The sequence below is a fragment of the Rurimicrobium arvi genome, from assembly GCF_039540495.1.
Lineage (GTDB): Bacteria > Bacteroidota > Bacteroidia > Chitinophagales > Chitinophagaceae > Rurimicrobium > Rurimicrobium arvi.
In genome coordinates this window covers 742,384-759,672 of sequence record NZ_BAABEZ010000022.1, presented here as the reverse complement: position 1 = coordinate 759,672, position 17,289 = coordinate 742,384, and the positions used below count along the sequence as shown (strand labels likewise).

Annotated in this window: 15 protein-coding genes; 12 read left to right on the top strand and 3 right to left on the bottom strand. The window is 48.9% G+C overall.

Annotated features, from left to right (window positions below; genetic code table 11):
- Positions 1 to 10 precede the first annotated feature (10 nt).
- Positions 11 to 1,633, top strand: coding sequence for a T9SS type A sorting domain-containing protein (locus tag ABD846_RS10020; protein ID WP_344826106.1), 1,623 nt, complete (start codon positions 11 to 13; stop codon positions 1,631 to 1,633).
- 47 nt (positions 1,634 to 1,680) lie between these two features.
- Here ABD846_RS10020 and ABD846_RS10015 read toward each other — a convergent pair whose 3' ends face one another.
- Positions 1,681 to 2,646: an AAA family ATPase gene (locus ABD846_RS10015; RefSeq protein WP_344826103.1), complete on the bottom strand. Its 966-nt coding sequence runs from the start codon at positions 2,644 to 2,646 to the stop codon at positions 1,681 to 1,683.
- Positions 2,647 to 2,722: 76 nt separating this feature from the next.
- Here ABD846_RS10015 and ABD846_RS10010 point away from each other — a divergent pair, with 76 nt between their 5' ends.
- The 5 genes from ABD846_RS10010 (at position 2,723) to ABD846_RS09990 (ending at position 5,773) form a co-directional block, all read left to right on the top strand.
- The gene (locus tag ABD846_RS10010; RefSeq protein WP_344826100.1) at positions 2,723 to 3,067 is read left to right on the top strand and encodes a nucleotide pyrophosphohydrolase; all 345 of its coding nucleotides are present in this window, start codon (positions 2,723 to 2,725) and stop codon (positions 3,065 to 3,067) included.
- A 4-nt stretch (positions 3,068 to 3,071) separates the two neighbouring features.
- Positions 3,072 to 3,767, top strand: coding sequence for an SDR family NAD(P)-dependent oxidoreductase (locus ABD846_RS10005; RefSeq protein ID WP_344826097.1), 696 nt, complete (start codon positions 3,072 to 3,074; stop codon positions 3,765 to 3,767).
- A gap of 75 nt (positions 3,768 to 3,842) precedes the next feature.
- Positions 3,843 to 4,433, top strand: a complete 591-nt coding sequence (locus tag ABD846_RS10000; protein ID WP_344826094.1) for a LemA family protein — start codon at positions 3,843 to 3,845, stop codon at positions 4,431 to 4,433.
- Positions 4,434 to 4,499: 66 nt separating this feature from the next.
- Entirely contained in the window at positions 4,500 to 4,961 is a 462-nt protein-coding gene (locus ABD846_RS09995; protein WP_344826091.1) for a TPM domain-containing protein, read from the top strand.
- Complete coding sequence (locus tag ABD846_RS09990; protein ID WP_344826088.1) at positions 4,958 to 5,773, top strand: TPM domain-containing protein; 816 nt, start codon at positions 4,958 to 4,960, stop codon at positions 5,771 to 5,773. The genes ABD846_RS09995 and ABD846_RS09990 overlap by 4 nt, the downstream gene beginning before the upstream one ends.
- A 3-nt stretch (positions 5,774 to 5,776) precedes the next feature.
- Here the strand turns inward: ABD846_RS09990 and ABD846_RS09985 are convergent, their stop codons facing one another.
- Entirely contained in the window at positions 5,777 to 6,835 is a 1,059-nt protein-coding gene (locus tag ABD846_RS09985) for a DUF4421 domain-containing protein (protein ID WP_344826085.1), read from the bottom strand.
- Positions 6,836 to 6,945: 110 nt separating this feature from the next.
- Here ABD846_RS09985 and ABD846_RS09980 point away from each other — a divergent pair, with 110 nt between their 5' ends.
- The 4 genes from ABD846_RS09980 (at position 6,946) to ABD846_RS09965 (ending at position 14,936) form a co-directional block, all read left to right on the top strand.
- A complete protein-coding gene (locus ABD846_RS09980; RefSeq protein ID WP_344826082.1) occupies positions 6,946 to 7,554 on the top strand; it encodes a peroxiredoxin family protein in 609 nt (202 codons plus the stop codon).
- Positions 7,555 to 7,839: 285 nt separating this feature from the next.
- The gene (locus ABD846_RS09975; protein WP_344826079.1) at positions 7,840 to 7,974 is read left to right on the top strand and encodes a hypothetical protein; all 135 of its coding nucleotides are present in this window, start codon (positions 7,840 to 7,842) and stop codon (positions 7,972 to 7,974) included.
- A gap of 44 nt (positions 7,975 to 8,018) precedes the next feature.
- Entirely contained in the window at positions 8,019 to 14,021 is a 6,003-nt protein-coding gene (locus ABD846_RS09970) for a T9SS type A sorting domain-containing protein (protein ID WP_344826076.1), read from the top strand.
- A 135-nt stretch (positions 14,022 to 14,156) separates the two neighbouring features.
- On the top strand, positions 14,157 to 14,936 hold the full coding sequence (locus ABD846_RS09965; protein WP_344826074.1) for a M90 family metallopeptidase: 780 nt from the start codon (positions 14,157 to 14,159) through the stop codon (positions 14,934 to 14,936).
- Between the two features lie 73 nt (positions 14,937 to 15,009).
- On the opposite strand, the gene ABD846_RS09960 is transcribed toward ABD846_RS09965, so the two are convergent.
- Positions 15,010 to 15,789, bottom strand: coding sequence for a porin family protein (locus ABD846_RS09960; protein WP_344826071.1), 780 nt, complete (start codon positions 15,787 to 15,789; stop codon positions 15,010 to 15,012).
- A gap of 94 nt (positions 15,790 to 15,883) precedes the next feature.
- On the opposite strand from ABD846_RS09960, the gene gldB reads away from it, so the two are divergent.
- Both gldB and ABD846_RS09950 read left to right on the top strand, forming a co-directional pair.
- Positions 15,884 to 16,942: a gliding motility lipoprotein GldB gene (gldB, locus tag ABD846_RS09955; RefSeq protein ID WP_344826068.1), complete on the top strand. Its 1,059-nt coding sequence runs from the start codon at positions 15,884 to 15,886 to the stop codon at positions 16,940 to 16,942.
- A 6-nt stretch (positions 16,943 to 16,948) separates the two neighbouring features.
- Positions 16,949 to 17,289 (top strand): DUF3078 domain-containing protein (locus ABD846_RS09950; protein WP_344826065.1); only part of this gene is annotated, 341 nt, incomplete at its 3' end.

The window sequence follows — 17,289 nt, the reverse complement described above, 5'->3', positions numbered from 1 at the left end:
TCCGATACGCATGAAACACACTTTATACAAAAAGCTCCTGGCAATCATGTTTGCCGGCAGCATAAGCCCGCAATTGTCGTTTGGACAAACGATATCCGCTGACGCCAGGTATCTGGATATAAACCAGATCAAAGCCATACATATGGTGCACGGCGATATGTGGTATAATACGTCCACATTTGCATCCGAATTTGAATATCCTCAGGGAACCGGTAAAACGGCATCTTATACAGGCGGGCTCTGGGCAGTGGCGCGTGATGCGAACGATACATTGTATGCCGCGACTACTTTATACAGGTCGTTGGGTATTGATTTCTGGCCAGGTCCGTTGGATAATACGGGTTCCTGCTCTCCTGCCACAAGCGCTGCATGGGGAAGGATATGGAAGGTGAATCAGAGTGATATTGCTACATTTCGTGCGATGAGCAGCCGCACGGTGGCAACTACACCTGAAGATATATTGCGCTGGCCTGCCAAAGGAAATATGTATGCCCAGGGTGCGGCCGGTGCCGCACTTTCTATTACAACAGATATGGCGCCGTTTGTTGATGTTGACGCGAACGGTTCATATGATCCGATCAAAGGTGATTATCCGGATATCAAAGGCGATCAGATGCTCTGGTGGGTGATCAATGATAATACAGAAAAGCATACCATGTCGAGAGCGTATCCTATGGGTATAGAATACCGGATCAGTGCGTACGCTTATAGTCGGGGTACAGATATTGATCGTGTACTCTATTATGAGTATGAGATGTATAATAAGTCGACTATCAAGTACAAAAATTTCCAGTTTGGTCTTTTCTCGGATGCAGATCTGGGTTGTCGTTACGACGATTACCTGGCTTTCGATTCTGTTCACCGCATGGGTATAGAATATAACGGAGAGATTCCCGATTGTCCAGACCCCGCTTACTACGGTAGCCATCCGCCAATGGCCGGCTATTCACTCTTGGAAATTCCGGGTGATGTATACCCGGGTTCAATGCTGCCTGCAGGAGGATTCAATACGTTTTCCGGCACCTTAATAGGTCCTGACAGGAATCCCAGAAAGGCCTCGGAATTTGAAGCGTACATGCAGGGAAATGATGCGGATGGTCATCCGCTACCCGGATCGCCCTATCTCTATTCCATTAAAGATGGTGCCGTAATGTGTGATTCAAAATACACCTTAAAAGATCAGCGTTTTGTCATTTCCACCCATGGCTACGATTTTCAGCCGGGAACAAAGGCCAAAGTGGCTATGGCAGTGATGCTCACAGACACGTTGGGGTATGCCTGCGGTACGATAACAGACTTTACGCCCATAACGAACCTTGCTGATAGTGTATGGCAGGTCTACTGGCATCCGTTAAAGCCTTTAAGCGTTGCAGAGATTGCGTCATTGGACGGTCGTCTGCGTATTTATCCGAACCCGGCCCAGCAAAGCTTATACCTTAGTTCATTTACAGGTAAGCGTCTGGACGCAGACCGTATGCAGGTGTACGATATATTGGGACGCCGTATGAGTGTGCAGGTACAGCAGCAGGGTAATGGTTTACAGATAGGACTGGAGCATCTTGCATCCGGGACTTACCAAGTGATTTATCAGGATGAGGAAAAGCGCGCGGGCGGCAGCTTTGTAAAGCAATAAAAAGACAAGTGTTAAAAAGCGGGCCGGTATAGGCCCGCTTTTTTTGATTACAGTAATTGCCGGATCAGCGACTCCTGGCTGAGCCCTTCTGCTTCTGCGCGGTAATTGCGTACCACACGATGCCGCAAAACGGCTTCTGCCATTGCTTTCACATCCTCGATGTCGGGGGAATATTTTCCTTTCAGCAGAGCATGGCATTTTGCCGCCATCACCAGGTATTGCGAAGCACGTGGACCTGCTCCGTAGGCGATATATTTTTGGGTGATTTCCGGTGCCGTGTCATTTCCGGGTCTTGTTTTCTGAGACAGGGCCACCGCATATTCCAGCACATTATCCGCTACAGGCACCCGGCGTACAAGCGCCTGGAACTCCTGGATATTCGCGGCATCCATCACTTTATGCAGGTCGGCAGTATAAGCACCGGTCGTATTTTTTACAATGTCCACTTCTTCCCGGAAACTCGGGTAATCAAGCCGTATCATAAACATAAAGCGGTCCAGCTGCGCTTCCGGAAGCGGGTAAGTTCCTTCCTGCTCGATAGGGTTTTGTGTGGCAAGTACGAAAAATGGCGCGGGCAGCTTATATATGGTTCCTCCGGCGGTCACATTTTTTTCCTGCATCGCTTCCAGCAGTGCCGCCTGTGTCTTGGGGGGAGTACGGTTGATCTCATCAGCCAGAACAATGTTTGCAAAAATGGGTCCTTTCACGAAGCGGAAATTCCGGCTTTCGTCCAGTATTTCAGCTCCCACAATATCGCCCGGCATCAGGTCGGGGGTAAACTGGATGCGCTTGAAGGAGAGATCCATCACATCGGCAACCGTTTTGATCAGCAGTGTCTTGGCCAATCCGGGAACGCCTACAAGCAGTGAGTGTCCGTTGCACAATATGGAAATAAGCAGTTGGTCCACCACCTGCTCCTGTCCTACAATCACCTTGGCGATCGTCTTTTTCAGCGTTTCAAATTGTACCTTTAGCGCGTTGGCCGCTTCCACATCAGAAGAATATACAGACATACTTTGGTCAGGGTCTTTTAAGTGAAGCGTAAGGTCATCATTTTTAAGAATACTAACAAAAAACTTTACTTAAAAAATGCAGGATCTCAGCTTACGCGAAGCGCAGCAGGAAGTTGATCAGTGGATCAGAACCGTGGGCGTCCGGTATTTTTCGGAGCTTACGAATCTCGGTATCCTGATGGAAGAGGTAGGCGAACTGTCGCGGCTGATGGTGCGCAGTTTTGGCGAACAGTCTTTTAAAAAGTCTGATGAGGGAAAAGAACTGTCCGACGAGATGGCCGATGTGCTCTGGGTGCTGCTTTGTCTGGCCAATCAGACGGGCGTGGATCTGAGCGAGGCTTTCCGTAAGAACATGGATAAGAAAACAAAGCGTGATGCAGACCGTCATGCGCAGAATGAAAAACTAAAAAGCGATCAGTAACAGGATGCGAAACGCAGTGATAACGGGAGGTTCCCAGGGAATTGGAGCGGCTGTGGCCATGAAACTGGCGCAACAGGGTTTTGCTCTGGCCATTTGTGCCCGTAATGAAACCGATCTGCAAAAGATCGCTTCTGAAGCACGGGCCGCCGGAAGTCCGGCAGTACACGTGTTTTCTGTGGATCTGAGCATGCCGGATGGTGCCGGTCGCTTCGCAGCCTTTGTCCGAAGCCACTTTCAGCAATTGGATATACTCGTCAATAATGCCGGACTTTTTTTGCCGGGTCAGCTCCGCGATGAGCCGCAAGGGCAGCTCGTGATGATGCTGCAATTGAACGTGATCAGTGCATATGATCTTACCCGGGAAATGATTCCGCTGATGGGAAATAAAGGACATATCTTCAACATGTGCTCCGTTGCCAGCCTGAAAGCTTATCCGAACGGAGGATCTTACAGCATCAGCAAATATGCGTTGCTTGGCTTTTCTGATAATCTTCGGGAAGAATTGAAGACATCGGGTATCCGGGTAACGGCGCTTTGTCCCGGCGCCACACACAGCCGCTCCTGGGAGGGCAGTGGTGTGCATGAAGATCGGATTATGGCGGCATCGGATATTGCCGATACGCTCTGGTCGGCTTATACGCTTTCGGCGAACGCTGTAGTGGAGACGGTAATTATTCGGCCGCAGCTCGGCGATTTGTAGGCGCTTTTCATTGCGCGGGATCGCGAAACATATATCTTTGTATCATCAAATTTTAAAACAAAAACAGACACAATTATGAAAAAGGCATTACCGGTTTTGCTCGTTCTGCTCGCAGTTATTTTTATCGGCGGGTGTATGTCCTGTAACATTCAACGCAACCTGGTTACTTTAGATGAAGATGTAAAAGCCAAATGGAGTCAGGTGCAGAATCAGTACCAGCGCAGATCTGATCTGATCGGGAATCTTGTGGAAACAGTAAAAGGTGCGGCTAATTTTGAAAAAAGCACACTTACCGCTGTTATCGAAGCGCGTGCAAAAGCCACCTCGATTAAAGTGGATCCGAATGATCTTTCTCCCGAAAAACTGAAAGAATTCCAGTCTGCGCAGGGAGAACTGAGCCAGGCTCTGGGCCGGTTGATGGTAGTGAATGAAGCTTATCCCGAACTTAAGACAAATGAAAACTTCCTGAAACTTCAGGACGAGATCGCAGGTACGGAAAACCGTATTGCTGTTGAGCGCAAGAATTATAACGAGTCTGTTCAGGCGTACAACGTGGAAACGCGTAAATTCCCGAACAACCTTTTCGCGGGAATGATGGGCTTTAAAGTGCGTGGTACTTTCGAGGCAGATGCTGCTGCGCAGAGTGCTCCGAAAGTGAAGTTTTAATCAGTTAATCATCAGGCGTAACGTGCTGCCCTAAAAGGTAAAACGTTGCGCCTTTTTACTTCTGTTATGTTCTCTTTTTTCAAAAAAGACAAAAGTCTGCTGCCCTCCGCCGACTGCGCGGTTGTGGTGAGCGCGGTGAAAGAGGCCGAGCGTCTTACCACCGGTGAGATACGCGTTTATATCGAGTCTCACTGCCCGATGGTGAATCCCATTGACCGTTGTGAACAACTGTTCGTGCAATTGAATATGCATGAAACAAAGGAGCAAAACGGTGTGCTGATCTATCTCGCGCTGCGCGACCGTCAATTCGCTATCGCGGGAGACCGTGGTATCAATGAACTCGTGGGCGGCAATGCTTACTGGCAACAGGCGGCTGAATCACTAAAGGGATTTCTGAAAAAAGGCGCCATTGCAGAAGGAATAGCATCCTGTGTCCGCTCTGTCGGCAATAGTCTTGCGACACACTTTCCTTACAAAGGCGGGGATAATATTAATGAGTTACCGGATGAAATCGTGTTTGGGAAATGAGGAATAAACAATACTTTTTTACAAAGGGCCTGAAGCAGTTCTTGCTGCTGTTGCTCCTTGCGCTGCCTTTTTGCTCTAACGCAGCTGACGGCGATTTCCCCGCGCAACCTAACCCGCCTGCGCTGGTAAACGACTTTGCACATTTTCTTTCCGACCAGGAGCGCGGGACCCTCGAGCAAAAGTTGCGAAGTTACCGCGATTCAACTTCTACTGAAATCGCCATAGTCACCTTACAGAGTATCGGTCAGTACGATATTGCCGACTATACGGTGCAATTATTCAATAAATGGCATGTCGGCGGGAAAGAACACGATAACGGCGTGCTGATCCTCGTTGCCAAAGAACAGCGTAAGATCTGGATAACCACCGGGTATGGCATGGAAGGCGCACTGCCGGACGGGTTGCTCGGACAGATCATACGCCGGGAAATGGAACCGAATTTCAAAAGAGGGGATTATTTCATAGCATTTGATAAAGCAAGCGATGCCATTATTCTTGCGGCACGCGGAGAATATAAGGCTGATCCTTCCGATGATGATCAGGGCCGCAAATCCAAAGGAGGGCCTGGTACAGCTGTCATCTTGCTGATTGTTGTCATCGTGATCATTGCTGCTTCCCGCCGTGGCGGCGGAGGTGGCGGCGGCGGACTGCTGAACAGCGCAGGGTGGATCGCCGCAAGCATGCTCAGTAATCGTCATCGCTCCTCCGGTTGGGGTGGCGGCTGGGGAGGTGGATCTTCCGGCGGTGGTGGCGGATTCGGCGGCTTTGGCGGGGGATCTTCCGGTGGCGGTGGCGCCGGCGGCGGCTGGTAATTATTAATAGATACCGATCAGGTTTTTCTTTAAAGTGAACCTGCGTGCAAAAGAAATGCGGAAATTTCCCGCTCCGAATTCCTGTCTCGTGTAGATAAGCGGCGCGCTGCTGCTCAATAAGGTGCCGTAATACTGTATTCCTGCAAAGTACCTGCGCGAATTATAGCCCATGCCTAATCGCGCTGTGCTGAATGCGTCTGTGCCGATTCCCTGCGTACGTTCACCCGGTCCGTTAAGACTGCTGAAGTTGACTCCTATGCCGGCGGTGACTGCAGCCGTGATGAACAGGTGCAGGGGCAGTACAATCGTATATCCATATCCTGCGTGCACCTGCGAGCTCAGAATGGAGGATCTGTTGAAATGCAGATTGTCGAAATAATTGTCCTGACTCGGGTTTCCGGGAATAATGGAGGAGTCGGCAGCGATACGCGTAAGGTTCACACCGCCCCCGATGATCGGAGATCCTGCACTGCGCAACTGGGTTTCATTTTGCAGAAACGCCGCACGGATCGAAAATTTCTTGCCATTAAGCAGGTATTGGGCTGAGAAGCCTAAATTGGTAAAGCGTATATCCGGCCTTATGTACACCGGATCCTGCGCCGTTCCGTCCTTAAGAAAATTGTATTCCGGCATGTAAAATCCACGGTAGTGCTGAAACAGCACGTCCATCGTGAGTTTTCTCCCGTAAAAATGGGTTTGTAGGTCGAGGAACCGGGTTTTTCCATGTTCTTTGGTATCGTTGATCAGCGGTAGATTAAATCCTATATTGAGTCCTAACACACGGTAGTTGAATCCCGCTCCTATGTTGAATGGCGTGTTGGGGAAATATTTCGGGTTGTAGGCGAATCCTTTGTCATGCAGCCCGTAACTGTAGTACCGGCGTGCTCCAAAAACGCGTAATGTGAGATCGCGGTGATAATCCCCTATATATTTTCTGTTGGGAGGTTCCGGAACAGGCAGCCGCAATACTGTAGCTGTATCCGTTTTTTTTTCCTGCGCGTACAGGGCAGAGCAGGAGGTTGCCAGGCAGATTAAGGTGAAAATTCTTTTGTGAAAAGGCAATTGTTTACGGTTTAGCACGCAAGATGGTCTTTTTTATGGGTTTTGCCTCGGCGGTTATTTTAATGATTCTTTAAAGCGTGTATATTTGAGGCAATCAAAATCCGATCAACATGCACGCTTCCTTTCTGAAAAAGACAGTATTGTCCGCCATTTTCCTGGTTGGAATGCTGGCCGACGCATCTGCGCAGCTTTACCCCGGACAATTTGCACCATCTTTTTCGGCAAAGGACATTGACGGCCGTTTTCACTCGGTGGAGCAATACAAAGGCCGTAAAATACTGATGACCTTTTACCGGAATATTAGCAGTTTTCCGTCTTTGGCGCGTTTTCTGGAAATAGAGCAGCAAAAAGAATATTTCCGTTCCAAAGATATTGTCGTTCTGGCCGTTTTTCCTTCAACGAAAGAAGTGCTGCAGCGTTTCCGTGATACGGCTGCTTACTACCAGATAATCATTTCTGATTCCGAACAGGCTTTGTACCGGCTTTTTGAGATCGGTGACCAGGCATCGTTCCGACCTAAATTGCTCGGTCATAAAAAGCCCGCAATCAAAGTGGAGAAAAGTAAATTAAAAGGTATAGAAGAAAAAGGTATGTCTGATAAAGCACCTGCCGATATACTGATTGACGCCGGAGGCAATATTTTTAACAGTTATTACGGAAAATATGAATCTGACCATATTCCGCTTTCGAAATTGAAAGAACTCATTGATTCTCTGTAGGCGCGGTTTCACGCGGTAAAATATTTCGTAAAAAAAGCAGCATTAGATTTTTCTTTACAATTATAGAATCTTCCTTAAATGTCTCGCGCATATGTGTAAGCATCTTTTTATGAGGTGCTTACACATTTTTTTTATACCATAAAATAGGGTTTTGGTTCAGCTATATGCGGTTTGGTGAATTGTTTATGCATTTTGGTAAACTAAATATGCGTTTTCACAAAGTTTTGGAACGGTTTTTGCATGAAATGGGTCAAAGCATAAACGTTTTATTTTAATCCCAATTGTATGAATGAACTGCCCCAAAACCTTAATCAAATCTCGCTGGAGAAAAAGCTGGATTTGATCGAAAGTTTCCTGAATGCGTCTACTATCGATTCCGGCGCATCCGAGACAAACGAAATATTGGTATTCAACAGCTAATATTTTAAAATTCGATCTTATTTAATTTTTTTGACAGCAACCGTATGAAAAAACTTTTATTCATTTTAACTCTTTGGGTTTTTGCCAAAGACGTCTCGGCCCAATGTCCGAGTTACGTAGCAAGGAAGAAAATGGCTTCCTCATTTCACAGTTCCGTAGTTATAACCAACGGAGACTCCGTTCGTTATTGGGGAGAGGCTTCCAATGCCAGTGGTAGTGGGGCAGATGTGCTTTCCCCGCTCACGCTCACCGGCTATTCCGGAACTCCTGTCAGCGTAGCTGCAGGTAGTGCATCCAGTACAAACCACCAGTTGTTCCTGCATACCACCACTGCTATTTACGGTTGGGGATACAGTAACAAAACTATCCGTGGTAATGTAACTGGTAATATCGGCCTTTCTACAGTTCCGCTACCTTCCGGTATCACTATCTCAGATGTCAATTTCATTGAGGCATCCTGTGGTGCGCTGGCCATCGTTACGAACTCCGGTTCAGTGTACGTACGTCAGGGTGGTGATAATGCTTCCAGTGCACAGACCTCTCTCATTTACGGAGATTCCACAACAGCGCTTGATACGGCATGGCACCAGGTTAAAACGAGCACCGGTGCTACATTCCTTACCGGCGTAACCAACTTTTCGCTGGGTGGTCGTGCAGCAATGGCACTCACCGGCTCCGGAACAGTTTATGTGTGGGGAGATCAGGTATTTAAAGGAGATGGTTCTGCGGCCGCTGTTTTCGGTTATGCGCGAGCCGTAACGTTGCCTGCCAGCGTCTCTGCATCTGATATAAACATCAATACACGTTTCGTGTATGATGCGAACCTTGCTACTGCGGCCCAGTATATTCTCGGTACCAATGGTAAGATGTATGCTCTCGGAGAGGGTTACCGCGGAGCGTTGGGACAGGGTATTGAAACCGATTTCACCACCTGGCAGACGGTAAAAGCTCCGGGCGGAGCTTCGGATCTTTCCAATATCGTACAAATCGGTACCAACAACCCTTATGTAATCGGAGGAACCGGTAATACCAACTACAATGCCGGTGCATTAACCTCTTCCGGTAATCTGTACCTGTGGGGCGATAACCGTCGTCACATGCTGGCGTCTGATACAATTTATGCTGCGGACAGTCAGCAATATCTCTATCCGCATTTGCCGGCGAACTTTACATTGAATAACGCTACGATCGGTTACTTCGAAATGGGTGGCCACACTACAGCGGCGTTCCTTGCTTCAACGAGTAAATTCTGTTATGTAGGTCACAAGATCAACGGTAGTATGGGTGACGGTATCGTTACCAATGAAGACCGTTACACTTTCGACTGTATCAATACCCCTGAAGAATATATTTGTCCTCCGCAGACGGCAATCGGTTGTCCGCTGCCTTCGGCCAAAGATATCGTGGCATCTTCCATGCACGCAACCCTTGTAATTAACGGTCAGCCCACTGTCGCATTCTGGGGACAGGCAGCCAGCTCGGCAGAACCTGGTGTGGATATGGATGCACCCAAAACTTTATTCGAATATAATGGTACGCCTCTCGCCGTTGCGGCGAGTGGTACTTCAGAATCCACTGCCCCCGCTGCAACGCAGATGTGGCTGCAAACCACTCAGGGCATCTGGGGCTGGGGCTATTCCGGAAATACAATCAAAGCTAACCGCGCCGGCGTACTGCCGATCACTGAATCGGATCTTCCTTCCGGCGTGCTGGCTTCCGACATCAGCTTCATCCGTTCCAGTCGCGGTGGCCTTGCCCTCGTAACAACAAGCGGTGCGGTATGGATTAAGGCGGGTGCGGGTAGTGCCTGTTCAGGACGTGTTTATGGTACAGGTGTTACATCGCTTGATGGTGCCGGTTCTACCGTATGGCATCAGGTGAAAACAGGTGCGAGCACAAACCTTTCGGGTGTTATCGAACTGAGCTTCGCCGGAACTTCCGCACTGGCAATTACCAATTCCGGTACGGCTTATGTATGGGGTGACAACGTATTGCTGGGTAACAGCACTTCCGCTGCCGACCAGGCATATGCTACTCTGATGACGCTGCACTCAGACTTCTCTTCTTCCATGGTTCCGCGTTCTGCAGAAATCATCACCTCTCCCGGTATTGAAGCTGTTGTGCTGATGCTCGGTTCCAACAATAAATTGTATACACTCGGTCGCAACCTGAACGGTGCTCTGGGTACAGGTTCTTCAACTTTCACTACCGTAAGCACCAGCTGGAATGCCCTGTCTGCGCCAATCGGTGTACGTAAGTTGTCTTCTAACAACCCATATGCAAACGGGTTCTACTCACTTGGTGCGATCACCCTTACCGGTAACGTTTACCTGTGGGGTTCAAACAATGGTGGTATTATCGGTGCCGGCGCAACAGCCAACGTAACCACACCTACCACTGCTTCTACCGTTCCTACCAATGATGCGACTGCATTTGAGATCGGCGGTCACCACACAATTATCTATTCTAAGGCCTCGTCTCCTGCTTTTTACTTCTCCGGTCACGTACAGGGAGGTTCTAAAGGCGATGGTACGGCAGACGGTAACATTACTTCGTTCGCATTGGGCGGAAGCGTTACCAACTGTGCAAACGTTACCTTCAACATTTCCGGTAACTTATATAATGATGTAAACGGTCTTACCGACAACCTGGTAAACGGAACAGCCATCAGCACCGTGCGCACTACAGCGATGTATGCGAACCTGCTCGATGAATCAGGATACGTGATTGCGAGCACCCCGATCAGCGGCGGCGCTTACACATTCAATGGCTATCCTTTTGCCAATTACTATGTGCAGATTTCTCCGACAGCAGGAACAATCTTCTCTCTGGCGCCCACTACACCGCTGCCCGACAACTGGACTTATGTAGGCGAGCAGACCGGTACTACAGCTGGTTCAGGTGTTGATACAGGCTCTCCGGACGGTCGTATCCTGGTTGCGCTTTCTGCAAACAGAACAAACGTAAACTTCGGTGTGGAACAAAGACCTACTCCGAATGCGGCGACAATGCCTACACGTACCAATCCTAATGGTACTGCTACTTCCAATATCTCTGCCGGATTCACCGGTACCGATACCTCAGGTTCTATCTCTAAAGTGCATATCATCACCTTCCCATCAAATGCAACAAGTATCACGATCGGAAGCACTACTTACACTTCATCCACATGGCCGGCGGGCGGTGTTACTTACACCGTTTCCGGTACGGTAGTGGCAATTGATCCGGTTGACGGGGCTGTTACCGATACCCTGAGCTTTAAGGTCATCGACAATGCAAATGTCGAAAGCACGAATGCTGCAACGCTTCAGGTTCCGTTTATCCTGATACCACCGGTTGCAGTGAACATAACTTCGCAGTCGATCAACAGTCATAATGCGGAAACTGCGATACCGCAACTGCAGGCTTCCAGCCCAATGGGTACAGCGATCAGCAGCTATACAATCACGTCCCTGCCTACGGGCGCACAGGGTGTACTGTATTACTGTGCTACGTTCCCTCCAACCTGTACTTCCGGTGGTTACACTGCCGTTACTTCAGGTATGAGCCTTACCCCAAACCAGGCTGCGAGCCTGTTCTTCGATCCGGTTCAGACATTTACAGGTACTGCTACCTTCACGTACACTGCAACCGATGCGAACTCCCTGGTAAGTAACTCGGCTACCTTCACTATACCTGTGTATAACGAGAAGCCTGTTACACAACCTATCCGTACCACGCAGATCATCGATACCATGCACGCGGCGCCATTGCCTAGTCTGCTGGGTGCTGATGCTGACGGTACTGTGGTAAGCTATACGATCAACTCCGTTCCGTCTTCCACACAGGGTGTGCTTTCTTATTGCTCTTCTTCTGACGAGCCATGTACCGGCACCGTGACCACGATCACTTCGGGTACTACGATCACTCCCGCACAGATGGCTACGCTGAAGTTTGATCCTACATTAGGATTCTCCGGCGACTATACCTTCCAGTATGTTGCTACAGATGACAACGGTAATGTTTCTGCTTCCAGTCCGTTTACCGTTCCGGTGGTGCCTGTAGGTACAGCCAGCGGCAACAAACCTCCGATTGCGGAAAACGTAAAAGCCCAGGTGCTGAACAGCAGCCTCGGACGTACGGCTATCCCGAACCTGATCGCTACAGATCCTGACGGTTCAGTGGTAAGCTATACGGTCACCAGCGCTTTACCCAATGCTTCCACGCAGGGAACATTGTACTATTGTGCGTCAGGATCCTGCACCGTGGGAACACTTACAGCCGTACCTGCCGGAGCAACGCTTACTCCTGCTCAGGCAACGACCCTCTATTTCGACCCGGTTCAGACCTATACAGGAACACTGAGCTTTACATACACCGCTCTTGATAACGGTACTACTCCGCTTACGAGCAATACGGCTACTTACAGCATTCCGGTTAACAACAATCCTCCGATTGCCAATCCGACCAGTGTAAGTCCGATCCAGAATACAAAAGCAACACCGACCTTGCTGCCAACGCTTACCGGCAGCGACCAGGATGGTTCTGTAGTAAGTTTCAATATCACCAGCGTTCCGGCTGCTGGTTCCGGCACCCTGAAATATTGTGCTGCCGCTCCTTCTTCCTGTACTGCGGGCACGCTCACTACAATTTCCGGCCCTGTTACAGGTCTTACCCCTGCACAGGTTGCTACTTTGTACTTCCTGCCAAACAGCAGTTTCACGGGTAATTATGTGTTTAATTTCCAGACTGTGGACGATAACGGACTGGTAAGCCAGCCTGCATCAGTGACGATCCCTGTTGTTTCCGCTGCATTCGGTTCCGGCGAACCTCCGGTTGCGCTGAGCTACAATGCCGCTCCGATCAACAATACGAGTTCGGTAGCTCTGACTTCTGCGCTGAGTGCCACGGATCCGGACGGAACGGTGTCAAACTACACTATCAGAAGTATTCCTGCCAGCAACAACGGTGCTCTTACTTATTGCGTAACGCCTCCGTCTACCGGTTGTGGTACCGCGGTTACAGTAGGTACGGTAATGTCTGCTGCACAGGCTGCGACTATCACGTTTACACCGTCCACATCGTTTATGGGTGTTGCTTCATTCACTTATACGGCTACGGACAACGACAGTAACCTGAGCAACACGGGAACCGTTACCATTCCGGTGGTGAACAATCCTCCGTTCTCTCTGAATATCTCTAATCCAAGTGTTTCCCGTATGTCCGGCGCTTCCACACTGAACCCGCTGTCTGCCACAGATGCTGACGGAACGATCGCAAATTATGTGATCCAGTCAATCCCATCTGCAGACCAGGGTGTGCTGACGCTCTGTACCACGCCTCCTGCAACAGGTTGTGTGCCGGTAACAGTCGGCCAGGTGATCGCTCCTTCTGCGGTTAACCGACTTGCATTTACTCCTGATACCAATGCTTATGTTCCGGTAATTTCCTTCATGTATTCAGCTGTTGACAATACAGGAAATATCAGCAACCTCGCAACGGTAAATATTCCGATCATCAATGCTTTGGATCTGCCTGTGGAACTGATCAGCTTTACTGCTGTGAAACAAGGCGACCGCAATGCGCTGATCTCCTGGATTACCGGCGTGGAAACACCTGGTGTCCGTTATCAGCTGATGCACGGTACAGATGGTAAATCCTGGTCTTTACTGGATGAACAGTCTGCGCAGCTTGCGAAAGCCAACAACTATTCTTACCTGCATCAGAATGTTTCCAACGGAACTCACTTCTATCGCCTCAAAATGGTAGAAGCCGACAATTCTGTTGCGTATTCACCGGTAAGATCGCTGAGCTTCAGCAATGCACAAAACCTGTCTGTGATTTGTCAGCCAAACCCGGTTTCAGACAAATTGTACCTGACAACCAGCGATGGTTCCGCGCTTACTGCTGTTGCGGTATTCTCCAACGAAGGCCGCAAAGTGAAAGAAGTAGAAAATCTTGCTTCCGGTTCTGCTGTTGACCTGTCCGGTTGTGCTTCCGGTCTTTACCTGATCAAGGTAACCGATGCACAGGGACAATCTCAGGTGATCAAAGTAAGCAAGCGCTAATACTTTTGTTGCATATTTTATCCGAAGGGTCGACCAACTGGTCGGCCCTTCTTATTTCTGTAAAGATTTGCTATTGTTTTTACTGGCGGTTGCCAGGATTGTTTTCAGACCTACTTTTACAGCAACCATATTAATATGAAATACCTCATCGTATTGCTCGTCGTTACGGCTGTTATTGTGTTGCTGCGGAAGCGCAGAAAGGGTAGTGCAGATCCGGTCTCAGCGGAAGCGTCGGTCGAAATGCAGCGGCAGCTTGAAGAACATGTCGCTTTTTACCGCGAGCTGGACGATACGGGCAAGACCTTATTCCGGCAGCGGGTACAGCATTTCCTGGACACCACGCGCATCACTCCCGTGAAAGACGTGGTCGTTACCTCCTTAGATCGTTTGTATGTGGCATGCAGCGCGATCATTCCTATTTTTCACTTTACAGACTGGGGCTATAATAACCTCGATGAGGTGCTGATTTATCCCGGTGTATTTAATAAGGAATTCAGTATGGAGGACGCCGAGCGTAATGTTATCGGTATGGTCGGAGACGGCGCAATGCATCGTATGATGATCCTTTCGCAACCTGCTTTGCGTGCCGGTTTTGAGCAACATGGCGCCGGCAATACCGGAATACATGAATTCGCGCATTTGCTGGATAAAGCAGATGGCGCCACCGATGGCGTTCCTGAGTATATGATCCCTCACGAACTGATACAGCCCTGGATGCGGCAGATGCACCGCACGATCCGGGAGATCCGCAATGGGGAGTCGGATCTTAATCCTTATGCGGGTACTAATGAAGCCGAATTTTTTGCGGTTTTATCGGAATATTTCTTCCAGAAGCCGGAGCTGTTACAAGAACATCATCCGGAATTGTACGATGTGCTCGAAGCAACCTACAAAGTGAACAGACAGCGCGAATAATACGTTGCTGATCACCTCGTCTGCTCAAAAAAAAAGCCGGCACAAGGCCGGCAAAAATCTCTTCGGTGTATCATCAGAAATAAAATCCTAAGCGCAGCGAAAAGCTGTTCATGCGGGTATTCCCGTCGGTAAACTTCGGAAGTTTGTTGTTTTTAGTGGGATCTGTGGCATTAGGTGCAAAACCGTTATTGAAGAATACACCGATGTATGCATCGACGTTCTGGGATACGGCATATTGTATACCGGTTCCCAGGTTCATCTGGAACATTACCGGAGCCACGACACCGATTCCACCGGTCAGCTTTTCCTTCACGTCTGTTTTGTAAATGCTGTCGCCAAGCGTGCTGTTTTTCTGTACGATTTCATAAGTGGCTTTCTTGCCGATGTTAAATCCAATGGTAAGTCCGGCCTGTCCGAAAATGCGGAAATTGTTGATGCGGTCGGTCTTCAGTTTTATAGCAACAGGTAATTCTATATACTGTAAAGAATAATTCATGTGTGTTTTTGATGCCCACAACTCGGCTGCTGATGGGTTGGACGTTTCTATAATCCCACCTGTGCTGTTGATCTGCAGCCCGGTGGAAATAGCGTAATTGCCGGCGAATTCATAGTCAAACATCAATCCGTACATGAAGCTGAGCTTATTTCCCGCGCTTCTTTGTGTCTGGTTCCCGTCTTTCTCCGCTGAAGGCTTCATCCAGGCTAGTCCGGGAGCGACCACGGCACCGATACGCAGGCGGTTGAGCCTTTCTTCTGGAGCCTGTTCCGGTGCGGGGTCATAACCCGTCTGAGCATGGGTATGGAATCCGCCAAGCAGTGCACAGCATAGCGTAAGTAATTTTCGTTTTTTCATAGTCGGAAATCTTTTTTTATTCTGCTTAATATGTTCGATAACAGGCAGGGCTTACCTATTTTTGCGGTCAAAATTAATAACTTAAAAGAACTATATGCTGCGTATTCAATATAAAGATACCCTATTATTAAAGGGAATGGTATTTGCCGTGTTGCTTGGGTTGAGTGCCTGCGGCGGCGGCAATTCATCTGAGCACGTGCCGGATGTTTCCCGGGTGAAAGTGGATTTGCAGACACGTCGTTTCGATCGGGATTTTATCTCCATAGATTCAAATCATATCAGTGCGGGACTGGAACATTTGTACGGATCTTATCCCGAATTCCTGGACTTCTACCTGGATACCATACTGGCCATAGGCGTAATGCACCATTACACAGACAGCAGTGTGGCAGTATCCCGCGGCGTGCGCAGTTTCCTCACTTACCCGGATTACCGGAACCTGTTCGATACGATTGCTGTTCATTATCCCGATACGAAGAAAACAGACGAAGACCTCCTGAAAGGGTTTCAGTACATGCAGCATTACTACCCGGAATTTAAAATCCCCCGCGTTATTTACTTCAACTCGTTCCTTGCAAACTGGGGCGTGGTGTCTTACGAGGGAGGTATCGCTATCGGACTGGACATGTTCCTCGGACGCAACTTTCCATTCTACACATCGGTAGGGCAGCCCGACTACATGCTGATCAATTTCCGTCCGGAATCGATCGTGCCATCGGTATTCAATACGATCTATTTTGATTTTCACCCTTTCCGGGACGAAGAGCGTACGCTGTTGGATATGATGATCCAGAAGGGTAAGCAGCAGTATTTCCTGGAAAAAATGTTGCCATTTGTACAGCCGGAAGACCGGATCGGTTACACCGCTGATCAGCTGAAATGGTGCGAAGCAAACGAAGCGATGATCTATAATTTCTTTGCCGCCAACAATCTGCTTTTCGAAAAGAACTGGTCTAAAATGCGTCGCTATGTGGTGTACGGACCTACAACGAACGGTATGCCTGCTGAGAGCCCCGGTAATATCGGCACCTGGCTCGGTTACCGGATCGTAAAAGCATTTGCAAAAGAGCATCCCGAAATGACACCCGAACAGATATTCGCAACGGAACAAGCCGATCAGTTCCTGAAACAATCCAAATACAAACCAAAATAGCGTCAGATGAAAAACGTATCCCTTCTTCTACTAAGCATCACCACCGCTTTTGCCGCATCTGCACAGGTAATCACCGATTCGGATAAAGCCAAACCTGAATTCAAATATTACGGCACCGCCGATTCTCCGGGGAAATGGACTTACGGAGGCATTTTCAATATCGGCGGAAACCAGGGACTGCTGCACAACTGGGCTGCCGGCGGTGAGCTGGCTTCGCTCACCGTCAATGGTATCTTCAACGGATTTACCACTTTTACCAAAGGAAACCATGTCTGGGCAAACAACCTTGACCTTAACTACGGTCTGAACTACGCGTATTCCTACAGCTTCATTCCGCGTAAAACAGA

Coding starts and splice junctions, on each gene's coding strand:
- ABD846_RS10020 (WP_344826106.1), top strand. CDS start 11: ATGAAACACACTTTATACAAAAAGCTCCTGGCAATCATGTTTGCCGGC.
- ABD846_RS10015 (WP_344826103.1), bottom strand. CDS start 2,646: ATGTCTGTATATTCTTCTGATGTGGAAGCGGCCAACGCGCTAAAGGTA.
- ABD846_RS10010 (WP_344826100.1), top strand. CDS start 2,723: ATGCAGGATCTCAGCTTACGCGAAGCGCAGCAGGAAGTTGATCAGTGG.
- ABD846_RS10005 (WP_344826097.1), top strand. CDS start 3,072: ATGCGAAACGCAGTGATAACGGGAGGTTCCCAGGGAATTGGAGCGGCT.
- ABD846_RS10000 (WP_344826094.1), top strand. CDS start 3,843: ATGAAAAAGGCATTACCGGTTTTGCTCGTTCTGCTCGCAGTTATTTTT.
- ABD846_RS09995 (WP_344826091.1), top strand. CDS start 4,500: ATGTTCTCTTTTTTCAAAAAAGACAAAAGTCTGCTGCCCTCCGCCGAC.
- ABD846_RS09990 (WP_344826088.1), top strand. CDS start 4,958: ATGAGGAATAAACAATACTTTTTTACAAAGGGCCTGAAGCAGTTCTTG.
- ABD846_RS09980 (WP_344826082.1), top strand. CDS start 6,946: ATGCACGCTTCCTTTCTGAAAAAGACAGTATTGTCCGCCATTTTCCTG.
- ABD846_RS09975 (WP_344826079.1), top strand. CDS start 7,840: ATGAATGAACTGCCCCAAAACCTTAATCAAATCTCGCTGGAGAAAAAG.
- ABD846_RS09970 (WP_344826076.1), top strand. CDS start 8,019: ATGAAAAAACTTTTATTCATTTTAACTCTTTGGGTTTTTGCCAAAGAC.
- ABD846_RS09965 (WP_344826074.1), top strand. CDS start 14,157: ATGAAATACCTCATCGTATTGCTCGTCGTTACGGCTGTTATTGTGTTG.
- ABD846_RS09960 (WP_344826071.1), bottom strand. CDS start 15,789: ATGAAAAAACGAAAATTACTTACGCTATGCTGTGCACTGCTTGGCGGA.
- gldB (WP_344826068.1), top strand. CDS start 15,884: ATGCTGCGTATTCAATATAAAGATACCCTATTATTAAAGGGAATGGTA.